Raw genomic sequence first — 16,011 nt, 5'->3', positions numbered from 1 at the left:
AACTCATTGCCAAAGCTAAAAATAGTCAAAAAAATGTTTATAGAATCGACCAATGTTTAAAAATACAACCTTTATTTTGCTGAGTTCGTAATTTTAGCCATATGTTTAAACCGTAACACTTACATCATGTAATTGTCTGCGGAAAGCCGTCACGAATCGGTAAAAAATAATAACCAATTAACCAAATAACAAACTAGATGAAAATGAAATTCCTTTACAGTCTTTTCATGGGCACAGTGCTTGCCATCCAATCGATTTCGGCCGCACACCCTAAATTCGATCTCAAAGAATCGGTTTTTGAACAAGGATTTACCGTTACTGGTACAATTGTGGACGAAACCGGAGTTCCCCTCCCTGGAGCAAGTATTATTGAAAAAGGTAGCACCAACGGAGTAACCTCCGATTTTAACGGCAACTTTTCTATTACCATTTTGGATAAAAATGCAATTTTAGCAATTTCCTATATTGGCTTCGACAGTAAGGAAGTGCCACTTAATGGGCAAAGTACCATAAACGTAGTACTTCAAGAAAATGCTACCGGATTGGACGAGGTAGTGCTCATTGGTTATGGCGGAGTTAAGGCAAGTGATGCAACTGGAGCGGTTTCCTCTATTAAGGCAGAAGACTTTAATGGGGGGGTAATTTCCTCCCCGGAACAATTAATTCAAGGTAAATCGGCCGGTGTGCAAATTACCAGTAGTAGTGGTGAACCCGGCAGCGGTATAAATATACGGGTAAGGGGTACAGGTTCTATAAGAAGTGGTAACCAACCTTTATTCGTTATAGATGGGGTTCCCATTTCAGGGGACAATATATCTGATGGAGGAAACGTACCAGGTACCGGGGGCACGGCTCCAAAAAACCCTTTGAATTTTATGAATCCGAATGATATTGCGAGTATCGATATTTTGAAAGATGCCTCGGCTACGGCCATATATGGATCTAGGGGTGCAAACGGAGTTGTAATAATAACCACGAAAAAGGGAAGTGGAAAAGGTAGTTTGAACTATGCCTATTCGATCGGAATGAGTGAAATTACCAAGAAATATGATGTGGGAAATGCACAAGAATTTTTAACCGGTTATTCATTGGTAGGTGGTTCGGATCCAAATATTGATCAAGGTGCCGAAACCGATTGGCAAGATGAAATCTTAAGAACGGCCATATCACAGAACCATGAATTGTCCTATGGTGGAGGCAACCAATCTGGCAACTATCGTTTTTCTTTTAGTCATTCGGATCAGCAAGGCATAATTAAAGAAAATGGCCTTGAAAGAATGACAGGAAGGTTTAATGGCAATAAAAAGATTTTGAACGATCGCTTGGAAATATCCACACAGCTGACTATTTCCAACATTCATGACGATAATGTGCCAATAACCGATAGTGCAGATCACCAAGGAGACTTATTGGCGGGTGCTTTGAAAACCAATCCGACCAGACCGGTTTATAATCCCGATGGCACCCTTTATCAACCTTCCCGGGACAATCCAAATCCTGTTGCTTTTCTTGAATTATCCAGAGATTTCTCCAATACTTTAAAGTTCTTGGGAAGTTTTAGTGCGGATGCAGAATTATTTGAGTGGCTTTCATTCAAAACCGTATATGGTATCGATAGGTCCATGTCCACAAGAAAGTCGGCCTTTTCAAGTGAATTGGTGGCTGCCGTTGTCAATGCGGAGGAAGATAATGGTAGAGCTGCGATAAATAGTATTGAAATAGACAACCTATTATGGGAAAACTACTTTACGGTAAAACATGATTTTAAAGATATAGGTCTTGACCTTAATGCAGTATTGGGATATTCCTATCAGAAGTTTCAATCATCCGGAAATTCAATGACCGCTGCAGATTTCAGGGTAACAGATCTAGATTTAATGCTTAACAATATGACAGCTGCAAATTTAACCGCGGTTTCCAACACTTTCAAAACGATTGACGAACTTCAATCCTATTTCACAAGAATTAATTTAACATATAAACAAAAATACTACCTTACTTCTACAGTAAGAATTGATGGGTCCACAAGATTTGGTAGCGATTATGCCTATGGTACTTTTCCTTCCCTAGCTTTTAAATGGAAACTTTCACAAGAGGATTTTATCCCGGATTTTTTCTCAAATCTGAGCCTAAGGGCAGGATGGGGAAATACTGGAAACCAAGATATTGCCCATGACCTTTACACAAGGCGACAAAGGTATGGTTCCCCTTCGTTTAATGTTCAAGACGGAGTAGTTATCCCTGGCGGCTTGGCCACAGTAACTTTTGAGAACCAAGGTCTTAAATGGGAGGAGACCCAACAAACAAGCATTGGTTTGGAATTTGGATTTCTGGACAACCGCCTGAGAGGGAGTATTGATTATTACAATAAGACCACAACGGATATGCTTGTCCAGTTGAGTGCTGCCGAACCGGCCCCTCAAGCATTTGTTTGGAGAAATCTCGACGCCGATGTTATAAATAAGGGAATTGAATTTGATTTGACCTATGACGCTATCCAGAATGATGATTTTGGTTGGACCATTGCCGGTAACGCCTCCTTTAACGAAAATACCGTTGAAAACTTTGATTTTGGATTTTTAGAGACCGGCAGCATTAAAGGTCAAGGTTTATCAGGGATAAATGTAGAAAGAATCCAGAACGGACATCCGCTCTATGCCTTTTACCTACCAAGTTTTGAAGGCTTCGACTCAGATGGCAATGCTATTTATGGAGATACCGGTTTCACGGGTGATAAACCCTTACCCACTGCCACGGCGGCCCTGACAAATACTTTGCGTTATAAAAACTTTGACCTTAACATCTTTTTTGCCGGACAATTTGGACATTCTATTTATAGCAATACAGCCAATAGTTTCTTTCATGCCCCGGCCGTATCAAGTGGTAGAAACGCCCCTCTGGAAGTACTTACTGGTGAAGAACGAAATACTAGTTCCGTAAATGTCTCTACAAGATACTTGGAAAAGGCCGATTTTGTCCGATTACAGGATGTTACCTTAGGTTATAAAGTTAATATCAATGAGAATTCTCCGTTCTCGGCCGTAAGATTATCGCTCACCGGACAGAATTTATTCGTAATTACCGGTTATAGCGGACAAGATCCTGAAGTAAATACAAACAGAAGCGATAACGGGGTGCCATCTGCGGGCATCGACTATACTTCTTATCCCAGAGCCAGGACCTTTCTTTTAGGTGTTAATGTAAGTTTCTAACCCAAACAAAAATTGTATGAAAATTCTAAATATAAAAACAGGATTATTTTTAAGCACATCTATAGTGGCCAGTATCTTTTTTATTGGCTGTACCAATCTAGAGATTGATAATGTTGATTCCATTATACCCGAAGAGGAAGGTGGCAATCCTACAGAAATATTAAATGCCCTATATAGGAGCTTTGCCGGAAACTACAATACCTATGAGCAATCTAGCGGTTTGCAGAATATGCCATCCGATTTGATGATTACTCCCATAAGAACCACTGGCGACTGGGCAAATGGCGGTAGGTTTATTCAAATTCACACACATGAATGGACTCCAAACCAAGAAGACCTAAATTCGGTTTGGTCACGCCTGAACCGAAATATTTTCAACGCCTCTGAAGTAATTTTTTATGGCGGTTCCAACCTTCAGGTAGCGGAAGCAAAATTTCTTAGGGCTTTCGCCATGTGGCAATTGTTAGACTTTTTTGGAGTGGTGCCCGTAAGACAGGTTGATGAACCCGTTACCATTGACCCAAAAGTTTATACAAGAAAAGAAGCCTTGCAATTCGTAATCCAAGACTTGAACGAAGCTGTTGCCGATTTGCCAAGTTTGGGACCATCAAATCACGACTTCGCAACTAAAGAAGCCGTATATGCGTTGCAGGCACGAATTGCTTTAAACAAAGCGGTCTATGAGTCTGAAGGACCTGGTACTTTTTCGTTCAATGTTGAAGATATGAACAACGTAATAGCCAATGCCGATAAAATTATAAACTCAGGTTATGCACTGGACGATGATTACTTTGTCAATTGGCGTGGAGAGGGTACGGAGAATATTTTCGTTTCAATAGATAATATGTCAAAATTGTGGCAACCCTATTTGTCATCTAACCAAGGTGGCTGGAACGGGTTTTCCATTACCCCTGAATTGTACGATTTATATGAGTCGGATGATGATAGATTGGGTAAAGGTCCTGGTACCAGTGGATATGTATTCAATGAGGCAGACTTTGACCCCGCGGATGAGTCGGTTCTAATTCCTCAGGGTATTTTAGTTGGAAAACAGTACAAAAAAAATGGAGAAGAACTATCAGGGATCGATTACCAGAAAAATGTAAAGTTGCTTGGAGCAGACCCCAACGAAGGCTTTAAAATGATGAAAAATTCCCCTGATGCGGACACCAAGTTTGTTTTTCTGCGTCTAGGCGATGTTGTCTTAATGAAAGCAGAAGCTATCTTAAGGGGAGGGTCCAGTAGCGATTCGGCTTTGGATATTATCAACGAATTAAGGGATAAGCGAAATGCCACGCCACTAGTATCGATAACTTTAGATGATATTTTAGCTGAAAGGGGACGTGAAATGCAATGGGATGCCATTAGAAGAACAGACCAAATACGTTTTGGTACGTTCCTAAGCGGGACTTGGACCGAGAAAAAAGCTGTGTCCGAAGACTATAGATGGGTGTATCCAATTCCAGCTTTGCAAGTTGCGCTTAATCCAAATTTAGAGCAAAACCCTGGATATCCGGATAATTAAACAGTCTATTTGGTTTTAGTTGGAGGGGATGCCCTAATAAAGTTGTATGCCCTCCTTTTACAAGAAAAGCGTAAAACACTAATGGATTATTAAAAATCCACACTTAGTTTTCCGCTTGTAACGACTAGTAAAATTGAATGATTGCTATGATAATTAGATCAAATAAAAATTTAGTTCTTTACCTTTTGGTGCCAAGCATATTATTAATCAATGCCTGCAGTGGCCCTAATCAAGGTGCAACCACTTTACTTGAACTGATTGATGCGAACGAAACGGGCATTTTCTTTTCAAACGATATAAAAGAAGGGTATAGCGATCACGATAATGTTCTTACTTATACTAATTTTTATAATGGTGGTGGAGTGGCAGTTGGTGATATTGATAACGATGGACTTATTGATATCTATTTAAGTTCGAATCAAAAATCTGGCAAATTATATTTAAATCAAGGGAATTTTAAATTTAAGGACATCACCAATGGCTCAGGATTGGATTCTATTCCAGGTTGGAAAACGGGTGTTACCATGGTTGATATAAATCAAGATGGATTTTTAGATATCTACCTATGCCGATCGGGAAGGTTGCAACCGCAACTTAGAACCAACCTTTTATATGTAAACAATGGTGACCATACATTTACAGAGAAAGCCAAGGAATATGGATTAAATGATAGTGCCAACTCCATTCAGTCCTCATTTTTTGATTACGATCAGGATGGTGACCTTGATATGTACTTGCTTAATCATGCAGTGGACCCCGTTAGGGAACTTTCCAAACCAATAGCTGCGTATGAAAACGATACTGACACTGCGGACAAGCTGTATAGAAATGATGATGGATATTATACAGAGATAGGAGCATCCCTAGGCATCGATCAGTCCGTGTTGGGAGATGGCCTTGGTATTGCTGTTGGTGATTTGAGCAATAATGGAATACCCGATATTTACGTATGCAACGATTTTTTGGGTCGCGATTTTTTATATCGAAATTTGGGCGACGGCAAGTTAAAAGAAGATGCATTACAAGCCATGAACCATATCTCCTCCTCTTCAATGGGCGTGGATATGGCTGATATAGACAATGACGGGTGGCAAGACCTTTTTGTGGTAGATATGAAATCTTCAACCAATTTTGGTAGCAAAACGAATATGGCCTCCATGAACCCAAAAGCCTTTGAAGTATTGACCAGGGTAGGAGGACATTATCAGTACATGCGCAATACACTTCAGCTCAACAATGGCAACGGAACCTTTTCGGATATTGCACCAATGGCAGGTTTGTCAAGTACCGATTGGAGTTGGGCACCCCTATTTGTTGATCTCGATAATGATGGATATAAGGACTTATTTGTAACCAACGGTATAAGAAAAAATACAAACAATAAGGATTACGACAACTATAGAAAGGAAAGGATTCAAACTGAAATGAATAAAATTCAGCCAGACATACCAACCTTGGTCAAGGAAATCCTTGGCTTCATACCACCGGAAATAGCGGTAAACCCAGTTTATAAAAATACCAATGGTCTTCATTTTGAAAAGATGAACGACCTGTGGGGCGTACAGTTACCCTCCTATTCCAATGGGGCCGCCTATGCCGATTTGGACAATGACGGCGATATGGATTTAATTGTCAATAATATTGACGAGGTGGCTCATATTTACAAAAATAATGCTTCTAAATTGACCGATAATCGATATTTAACGGTCCAATTGAAAGGCAAACACCAAAATTTAAATGCTATTGGTGCAAAAGTAATGCTACAATCGGCTGACGGTAAACAATTCTTGGAGCAACAGGTTACTCGTGGCTATCAATCGAGTATTGATCACAATCTACATTTTGGACTGGGCAAAAATGCCAAAATAGATCTTTTACAGGTGAATTGGCCAGATGGCAAAATATCAGAACTAAGGAACCTTGAATCAGACCAGTTGGTAGTTTTGGATTACCAAGATGCAATAATGCCCACTCCCAAACAAACAACAGATAACAATACTATCTTTTTTGATAGAACTGTGGAAAGCGGAATAGTACATGAGCATATGGAAAACGGATTTGATGATTTTGAAAGAGAAGTTCTTCTACCGCACAAAATGTCCACTTTTGGACCCGCCCTAGCCGTAGGTGATATTAATAATGATGGATTACAAGATTTCTTTATAGGCGGTGCCAAGGGTTATGAAGGGGCCATATATCTTCAAAACAACGATGAGACCTTTAGCAAGTTGTACCAAAAAGCAATGGTTGATGACAAATTTCAAGAGGATATAGATGCCCTTTTTTTTGATGCCGACAACGATGGCGACCAAGATCTCTATGTGGTAAGTGGTGGCAATGAAATGCCCATAGGCGATATGTATTACCAAGATCGGTTGTATCTCAATGACGGGAAGGGCCAGTTAAGTAGGTCAAAAACGGCATTGCCCATTATGACTTCCAGTGGAGGTGTCGTAAAAGCCAATGATTTTGATAAAGATGGCGATTTGGACCTATTTGTTGGAGGCCGTTTGCTACCAGGGCAATATCCACGGTCTGGCCGTAGTTACTTGCTCGAAAATGTAAATGGTAATTTTAAGGATATAACATCTACCCATGGACCTGAGCTGGAATATCCAGGTATGGTTACAGACGCTTTGTGGTCCGATCAGAATAATGACGGAACGCAGGATTTGATTCTCGTAGGAGAATGGATGCCTATTACTGTATTTCAGAACAAGGCGGGCAAACTTGTTAAAGTAGAAGGTGACCCAATTCTGGAAAAAAGTAATGGTTGGTGGTTTTCCATTTCAGAGGCCGATATAAACAATGATGGGGTATTGGACTATGTTTTGGGCAACCTAGGGGAAAATTATAAATACAAAGCAAAGCCAAGGGCTCCATTCAATCTATATTCCAGTGATTTCGATAACAATGGGGAGCTTGACATAGTGCTAAGTTTTTATCAAAATGATACACTTTTCCCTTTAAGGGGCAAGGAATGTTCTACCCAGCAAATACCTTCCTTAAAGAAAAAATTCAAAGATTACACTTCCTTTGCCACGGCGACCTTAGAAGACGTATACGATAGACAATCGTTGGAGAAAGCAACACATTACCTTGCCCATACATTTTCAAACAGTATTCTTATAAACAAAAGTGATGGTTTTGAACTTAAAAAAATGCCCTTGGAGGCTCAGGTGTCTTCAGTTTTTGGCTCCCTTTATGACGACTTTGATGGAGATGGATTAAATGACCTGGTTATAGCAGGAAACCTATTTAATTCCGAAGTGGAAACTCCGCGCAATGATGCAGGAACTGGCTTGTTTTTGAAAGGAGATGGATCTGGGAATTTCGAACCCATAAAGAATTATACTTCAGGATTACATATTCCCGGTGATGTAAAAAAAATGAAATCGATTATCATAGGAAAAAACAAAAACCCCAAGAAAGGCCTTTTGATAGCTGCTAACAATGATTTTGTTCGATTATTGGGCGTTGCTCAATAATCCCAATGCCTGCTGTAAATAAAAAAATAGGAATAGGAACATTTAAAATGTAAGAAATGAAAAACACTCTTTTATTGACTTTATTACTGATTTCCGTTGTTTTCACAGTGCGATCACAACAGGAAATACACGTAAATCCGTCAGTTACCGATAAGGGTGATGGTTCCCTTGAAAAACCTTTTAAAACACTGCAGCAAGGAGTTGATGCCGTGACCAAAATCAGTAAAAAGATGAAGTCTGATATAATAGTGTATCTACATAACGGTACCCATCGAATTTCGGATCCAATCCTTTTGACTGAAAAACATTCAGGGAAAAATGGATTCAACGTTATTTTCAGGGCTTATAAGAATACCACACCCCTATTAAGCGGGGGAACCAAGGTGACGGGCTGGGAAAAAGTAGATGGAAATTTATATAAAGCCCCTTTAGATCGCACAACCAAATTACGCTCCCTTTTTGTTAACGGAGTACGTATGCGAATGGCCGGAACAGAGGTTCCACTTCCTGGCTTAGGTGATTGGGGAACTTTTGGGATAACCGGAAATGAGGATTGGACCTTTGGTTCCGGATTGGGCATAGACGGTATAAAATTTGCTTCCTCCGCCGTGGGCAACTATAATAATCCCGATGACATTGAACTTGTACAATTTAATATATGGACAGAGAAAATACTCTGTGCAAGGGAAATAGAAAAATTTGGAGATACCACGGTAATCAAATTACAACAACCATATGGAGCCATTGCCACTAATATGGCCTGGGCCGGAAAAATCAACTATAAAAAGAATTTTATCATCAGAAATGCCATGGAGTTATTGGATAACCCTGGGGAATTTTACTTTGACAAGACTTCCAAAACACTATACTATTACAACTCTGGCGAAGACATGTCAAAAGTTGAGGTAATTGCACCGACATCGGAAGGGCTAATAAAAATAAAAGGGTCTTCTACAAAATCTAAAGCCAAAAATATTAGGTTCGAAGGAATTACCTTTTCGCATGACGACTGGCCATTGATGACGGTTGCAGGTTCCCATGGTTTTGCTGGAATCCAAAGTCTAGGGTTGGCCGTAAAATATGTTCCCGGAGGCAACTGGCATCCTACCGAATACAATAGCACCGACGTGCCCACTGGGGCCGTGGAAATTAAAAATGCCGAGCATATCGGATTCTTTCGAAATAGATTTGAAAATATTGGTTCTGCCATAGCCATTAACCTGGTCAACGATGTGAAAAACAGTGAAGTGATAGGGAACTACTTTAATAATATGTTGGGAAATGCTGTTAACATTGGTCATCCACAACATTATAAGATAGGGGATGGAGACCTCTATGGGCCAGGGATAGAGGGACTTTGTGAAAAGATTTCAGTTTCCAATAATTACATCAGAAACGTTAGTCTAGATTTTAGGCAGGTGGAGAGCATTACCTCATTTTTCGTTTCTAATGTGAACATTGAGCATAATGACATTGCCTTTACCCCATATGGCGCCATTACTTGTGGTTGGTGGTGGGGCAATGCAGAAATTCCTCCCTCTACCGTTGCCGGAAACAATCACATAAGGTTCAATAAAGCTGGAAACACGCATCAGGTATTGGACGATGGAGGCATTATTTATGTACTAGGGGAACAACCAAATTCGACCATTGAAGGCAATTACATTTTCAACGGGCCCCGCAGTATTTACCCTGATGATGGATCTGCCTATTGGACCATTACCCGAAACGTGGTGGGCAATCCTAGCTACAAATGGATGTGGTTGCATCTTTGGACAAAAAGGTGCCATGACATTATTGCCCGGCAGAACTATGTAAAAAATAATTTGCTAATGAATAATGGTACCAATAATATCATTGAAGCCACCCACTCCTTTAGAGAAGATGATTTCTCGGGAGAAGCATTGGAGATTATCAATAATTCAGGCATTGAGAAGGAATTTGCAGATATTATTCCAATTACGGAACCTGAAAGAATCTACATTCACCCTAAAGAATTTAAAGAGAGGGATATATTTCATTGATACAAAAATTATTCCCAATATTCAATCTTATACTCTGATTATAGAGATCGGAAATGACAAAATCGGTCACAGTACAAATATGCGCCAAAGCTAAAGTTTAAACTTATAAGAAAAAATTAGTATAACAGAAAAGAAAAGTACACAACTGTCTATTTTCTAGTTAATTACCAAAATCCCATATGAAAAAACATATTGTTAAAATAAAATTGCTTTTATCCGCCTATTTAATCATATGGTCAATGTCCCTTTTTGGTGCACATGAAAAAAACAAACCTTCCCAAATATATTTACAAAACACCGTGGGTTCCATATTTAAAGATCAGAACATTATAAACAATATACAGAAGAATGCCGCCAAATTTTCTGCTATCGAATTAATGGGTCGCTCCTTCGATATCGAAAAAATTCAATTTATTATAAATAAGACCGGTACCAATAAGGTAGAAGTTTACAAATGGAAAAAACATTGGGTAATATATGGCCAAATTAGTAATGTGGAAGATCTAAAAGCACAGTTGTTCCAGGCCTATCCAAAAGCTCGATTAAAAGTTTATGAAACTCCTTTCTACAGTTTCATGAAATCTAAAAACTGTCCGGACACTGTGTTGGCCACGGAATGGGAGCATATTCTACTCACTGCACAATTGGTGCAGGATCCTATATTACAAGAAGAATATATGAAGTACCACAGCACACAATTTGAAAAATGGCCAGAAGTAGCCAATGGTTTTTGTAATGCCGATTTTCAACAACTTCTGGTATTTAGAAATGGAAAACAATTGCTTTTGGCAATCAGTATTCCCAAGGGAAAAAACCTGGAAGAATTGAACCCCAAAACAAGTGAGAATAATCCAAGGATGGACGAATGGAATGCGTTGATGGCTAAATATCAGACAGGGATTAAAGGTACCAAACGTAACGAAACATGGGTGTTTTTCAATAAAATAACCGAAAAGCAAGAAGAGCGCTTATAAGAGCTAAACCCTTTCAAGATATATAATGCATCCGAATATTATGAATAGAACTGATTTTCATCTTTATGATTTCTTGGATTTCGATCCAACAAACGGGAGTTCCGATAATGCTCAAAGACTATGGAGGGCAGAGCGACCTGTACATATTGAACAATCAGGAACGGACATTGTCTTAACACTTCCATTTAGGCTTCAAAAGCCAATAATGGAAATGGAACCGGAAATGAACGTAAGCCTCAAAAACCACAAACTGATTCTCAGATGCTATAATAGCGGTATTTTAAGAATGGGGCTCGATTTTGGAGAAGGTGTATTTTTGAATTCCCCAATGCTGTATTTTGACGATTCAGTCACAGCTTCCTCTTTGAAATACGAAGTGTTAACAGATCGTTGGATAATACGCGATAGTCAAGATAGGGTTAGAGCTGTGATTTTGCTACAGGATCCCGAAATAGATCATTGGAGCGACCTACTTCCACCACCCCAAAATAGTTTTCAGATTCTTTTTTATCCAGATGGTGAAACGAAAATTGAACTTAGTGCCTTTGATCAGTTCTTTCCAGGTAGAATGGATGCGTTGGGTCTTGCTCTAATAGAGAAACAGGAACGTCCCGAAAAGGTAGTATTCTCTGTTCAGGCTGCGGCCGATGAAAAGTTTACCGGTACAGGGGAGCGCTTCCGGAAATTGGATCTTGCCGGACAAACCATTGAATTAAGAAATCGGGATGGACAAGGTGTGAACAATAGAAGAGCCTACAAAAATGTCCCCTTTTACCTTTCCAGTAAGGGTTACGGCTTATTCATGCACACCTCTTCCCATACTAAACTTTCGGTTGCCGACTTCTCCAGTAGATCGGTAATAGGTTGTATAAAGTCAGACACCTTAGATCTTTTCCTAATGGCCGACAAAAGTCCCGAACGAATTTTATATCAATATCGTTGTCTTACAGGCTTTCCTAGTCTGCCTCCGCTATGGAGCTTTGGTGTATGGATGAGCCGGATGACTTATTTTTCAGAGGAAGAGGTAACCAGTATAACAGATCGATTAAGGACCGAAGATTATCCCTGTGATGTAATACATCTAGATACGGGATGGTTCAAAACCGACTGGCTTTGCGAATGGAAATTCAATCAAGAACGTTTTCCAAATCCAAAAAGATTCGTTAAAAATCTTGCAGATAAGGGGTTCAAGTTAAGCCTGTGGCAAATGCCCTACATCGGTGCCGAAGCCGAACAGTTCAAGGAAGCCAAGGATAATCTATTTATGGCCGTCATGCCAAAGTCCGAGCGACAGAGTGGTTCCAATTTCAGCACATTGGATTATGCTGGCACTATCGATTTCACCAATCCCGAAGCAGTTGAATGGTACAAAAATCTATTGAGAGACCTCTTGAAATTAGGGGTTGCATGCATAAAGACTGATTTTGGGGAAGAAATCCACATGGAAGCAAAGTATAAGGGGCTGTCCTCAGAGAATTTGGTCAATCTTTACGCTCTTTTGTATCAAAGGGCTGCTTTTGAAGTAACAGAAGAAATGACAGGCGAGGCCCTAATTTGGGCCAGAGCAGGTTGGGCGGGTTGCCAGCGCTATCCTATACACTGGGGTGGTGATGCTGCAGCCTCATGGGACGGTATGGCCGGGTCTTTGAAGGGGGGGCTCCATCTTGGACTTTCAGGATTTGGTTTTTGGAGCCATGATGTGCCAGGTTTTCATGGGGTGCCCAACTTCATGAACTCTATAGTGCCGGACGACTTATATTTACGATGGACACAATTTGGTGTTTTTACCTCCCATATAAGATATCATGGCACCTCTAAACGCGAACCATACCACTACCCAAATATCGCGGGCGCCATTAAGAAATGGTGGAAATTGAGATATGCCTTAATACCCTATATATGGGAACAAAGCAAAAAAACAACCTCGACCGGATTTCCAGTTTTGCGGGCCCTGACCTTACACCATCCACAGGATAAAATGTGTTGGCATATAGATGACCAATACTATTTTGGAGACAGTTTCCTGGTCGCCCCGGTTATGGCATCCAGCAACCAGAGGGATATTTACTTACCCGATGGGGATTGGGTCAATTTTTTCACTGGTGAAAACAAAACAGGTCCGTGTTGGTTAAAAGATATCCAAATTCCCTTGGAAGAAATGCCGGTATGGGTCAAAAAGGGGACAGTACTACCATGGTATCCATTCTCCATAGCCCACACTGGGGAAATGGATATGGCCAAGTCCATTAAGATTACCATAAATGATGGTTTTAATGGGATATGGGACATTTGGAATCCTGAAATTCGGAAATAAGTAAAGTAGCATAAATTAAATAATCAAACATTAAATCAATTATTAAAATTCAAAAAAATGAAAACAATATTATCAGAGGAACAATTAAAAAATTACAAGGAAGATGGGTTCTGTATCTTAAAGAATATAATTCCTCAGGCACTAATTGAACGTTTGCGAAAAGATTGCCAAAAATTCATGCTCGAAAAAGATGAAGAAATGGGACGCAAGGGGGTTGAAATGGATGAGATAAACCACAAAGGTAGGCGATATTTCATCGCCCTTCGGTATAAGGAAAGTCAGGCCATGCAAGACCTCATATTTAGTGAGACATTAGAGGAAATTACAAGAAAAATATTAGGTGATAATGTATATCTCTTCTTGGAGCAATTTGTAGTTAAGGGTGCGGACAAGAGAACTAGATTCTCCTGGCACCAAGATTCAGGCTACCTTGATTTCGACCATTGTCAATACCTTTCCATTTGGTGTCCCTTAGACGATGTAACCGAAGAGAATGGTACGGTATACCTGTTACCATACAAAGACGCTGGAGTTAAAGACCGTATAGATCATAAACTCGATACGGAAACGAACGACAAAGTAGGTTACTTTGGGGATAATCCAGGGGTGCCGGCCATTCTAAATGCAGGAGATGTGGCACTATTTTCAAGCACTTGTTTTCATAAAAGCGGTCCAAACCGTACCAACAAGGCAAGACGGGTTTTGTTGCTACAATATTCTCCCGAACCTATTTTAAAGAAAGACGGATCACCCTTATATTGGGCAGAACCTTTTGTGGAAGATGGTGAAAGAAATAAGGAATTATCGGTTTAATTTATTGGCAGGGTACAATTTTTAAATCTTTCGTCCCCTACGGCTATTAAAAAATGCAAATTACATGGAGATTCACGAATTACTCAAGCCATTAGATTTTATGGTTGTAGGACTTTATCTATTTACTTTAATTGGTATTGGATATTGGGTAAGTTTTAGAAAAAAAAGGGCTGTTGATGAAAACTTGTTTTTAGCGGGTAATTCATTGGGTTGGCCCAGCATAGGATTTACAATGTGGGGAACCAATGTTGGCCCTTCCATGTTGATTGCCTCCGCCAGTATTGGTTATACAACAGGGATTGTGGCCGGCAATTTTGCATGGTATGCCTTTATCTTTATTTTCTTGTTGGCAGTGGTTTTTGCTCCAAGGTATATGGGGTCAAAGGTACAGACCTTACCTGAGTTCATGGGAAAGCGATTTGGTGACAGTACACAAAACATTCTGGCGTGGTACACTATAGTAACTATTCTAATAAGTTGGTTGTCCCTTACATTATTTGCAGGAGGTATATTGATCCAACAGATTTTGGATCTGCCCATGGTCTTCTCTGTAATTGTCCTCCTGATTATCGCAAGCTTTTTTACCATTGCTGGGGGGCTAAAAGCTATAGCTTATACCAATGTATTTCAAATGGTATTGCTAATTGCAGTATCACTTGCCCTAACTTTGGTAGGTCTTAACGCTGTTGGTGGAGTAGGAGTTTTAATAGACAAAACACCAGCCGGGTTTTGGAACCTATTGCTACCCGCTGATGATGCCAATTATCCTTGGATAGCCATTGTATTGGGATATCCCGTCATGGGCGTTTGGTTTTGGTGTACGGATCAATCAATGGTTCAATCCGTCTTGGGCGCAAAAAATATTAGTGAAGGCCAATTGGGAGCTAATTTCACGGGATGGTTAAAAATATTGGATGTCGTACTTTTCATTTTGCCCGGAATCATGTGCCTGATTCTTTTCCCTGATTTGACTGACCCCGATGAGGCCTATATGACCATGGTCACCAATTTGTTCCCTACCGGGATGATCGGTCTGGTCATGGCCATACTTATAGCCGCCTTGGTGAGTACTATAGATTCGGCCCTTAATGCACTGAGTACCGTATTTACTATGGATATTTATGTGAAAAAATTCAGGCCACAGGCCACACAAAAGAAGATTGTTTCAATTGGCCGACTAGCAACGATTTCAGGAGCCGTAATAGCTATTGGTATTACCATGGCAATCAACAGTATCAAGGGCCTCAACCTGTTCGATGTTTTTCAATCGGTCCTTGGGTTTATAGCCCCACCAATGTCCGTAGTATTCCTGTTTGGGGTATTATGGCCAAAGACGACCACCCGTGCAGCCAATGCCATATTATTGTTCGGAACAATATTAAGTCTAGGAATAGGTGGGTTGTACCTTTGGGTATTCCCCAACGAAGTGTACGGTTTTTGGCCACATTTCCTACTACTGTCTTTTTATATTTTTGTGTTCCTATCCATACTTATCGTAGTTATTTCCCTTCTTGATAAATCAAGTTCTTTAAAATCGAATACCTTGGATTATGGGGTTTTGCCCAAAATGAAGAGAAAAGTTAAAATTCTATGGATCATGTTGATTATCGTGATGGTTGCGATGTACATTATTTTCAATGGTCATTAGATTATTGAATAAA

General features: G+C 40.0%; 8 protein-coding genes. All 8 read left to right on the top strand.

The window, feature by feature from the left end:
* The first annotated feature begins 197 nt into the window (after nt 1-197).
* Entirely contained in the window at nt 198-3,212 is a 3,015-nt protein-coding gene (locus QSE00_RS00995; RefSeq protein ID WP_286104551.1) for a SusC/RagA family TonB-linked outer membrane protein, read from the top strand.
* 16 nt (nt 3,213-3,228) lie between these two features.
* Complete coding sequence (locus QSE00_RS00990) at nt 3,229-4,737, top strand: RagB/SusD family nutrient uptake outer membrane protein (RefSeq protein WP_110354230.1); 1,509 nt, start codon at nt 3,229-3,231, stop codon at nt 4,735-4,737.
* Nucleotides 4,738-4,883: 146 nt separating this feature from the next.
* On the top strand, nt 4,884-8,225 hold the full coding sequence (locus tag QSE00_RS00985) for a VCBS repeat-containing protein (protein WP_286104549.1): 3,342 nt from the start codon (nt 4,884-4,886) through the stop codon (nt 8,223-8,225).
* A gap of 56 nt (nt 8,226-8,281) precedes the next feature.
* Entirely contained in the window at nt 8,282-10,249 is a 1,968-nt protein-coding gene (locus QSE00_RS00980) for a hypothetical protein (protein WP_286104548.1), read from the top strand.
* 179 nt (nt 10,250-10,428) lie between these two features.
* Nucleotides 10,429-11,223, top strand: a complete 795-nt coding sequence (locus tag QSE00_RS00975) for an L-rhamnose mutarotase (protein WP_286104547.1) — start codon at nt 10,429-10,431, stop codon at nt 11,221-11,223.
* Between the two features lie 40 nt (nt 11,224-11,263).
* On the top strand, nt 11,264-13,537 hold the full coding sequence (locus QSE00_RS00970) for a glycoside hydrolase family 31 protein (RefSeq protein ID WP_286104546.1): 2,274 nt from the start codon (nt 11,264-11,266) through the stop codon (nt 13,535-13,537).
* 57 nt (nt 13,538-13,594) lie between these two features.
* Nucleotides 13,595-14,350 (top strand): phytanoyl-CoA dioxygenase family protein, encoded by a 756-nt coding sequence (locus tag QSE00_RS00965; RefSeq protein WP_110354226.1) that lies wholly within the window; start codon nt 13,595-13,597, stop codon nt 14,348-14,350.
* 64 nt (nt 14,351-14,414) lie between these two features.
* Nucleotides 14,415-15,998 carry a sodium:solute symporter gene (locus QSE00_RS00960; RefSeq protein WP_110354225.1) on the top strand — a complete coding sequence of 528 codons (1,584 nt, stop codon included), beginning with the start codon at nt 14,415-14,417 and terminating at the stop codon, nt 15,996-15,998.
* Nucleotides 15,999-16,011 lie beyond the last annotated feature (13 nt).

It is taken from the genome of Arenibacter flavimaris (assembly GCF_030291335.1).
In the GTDB taxonomy this organism is placed as follows: Bacteria; Bacteroidota; Bacteroidia; order Flavobacteriales; family Flavobacteriaceae; genus Arenibacter.
The sequence above is the reverse complement of the archived record's forward strand: the minus strand, read 5'-3'. Positions and strand labels throughout refer to the sequence as shown.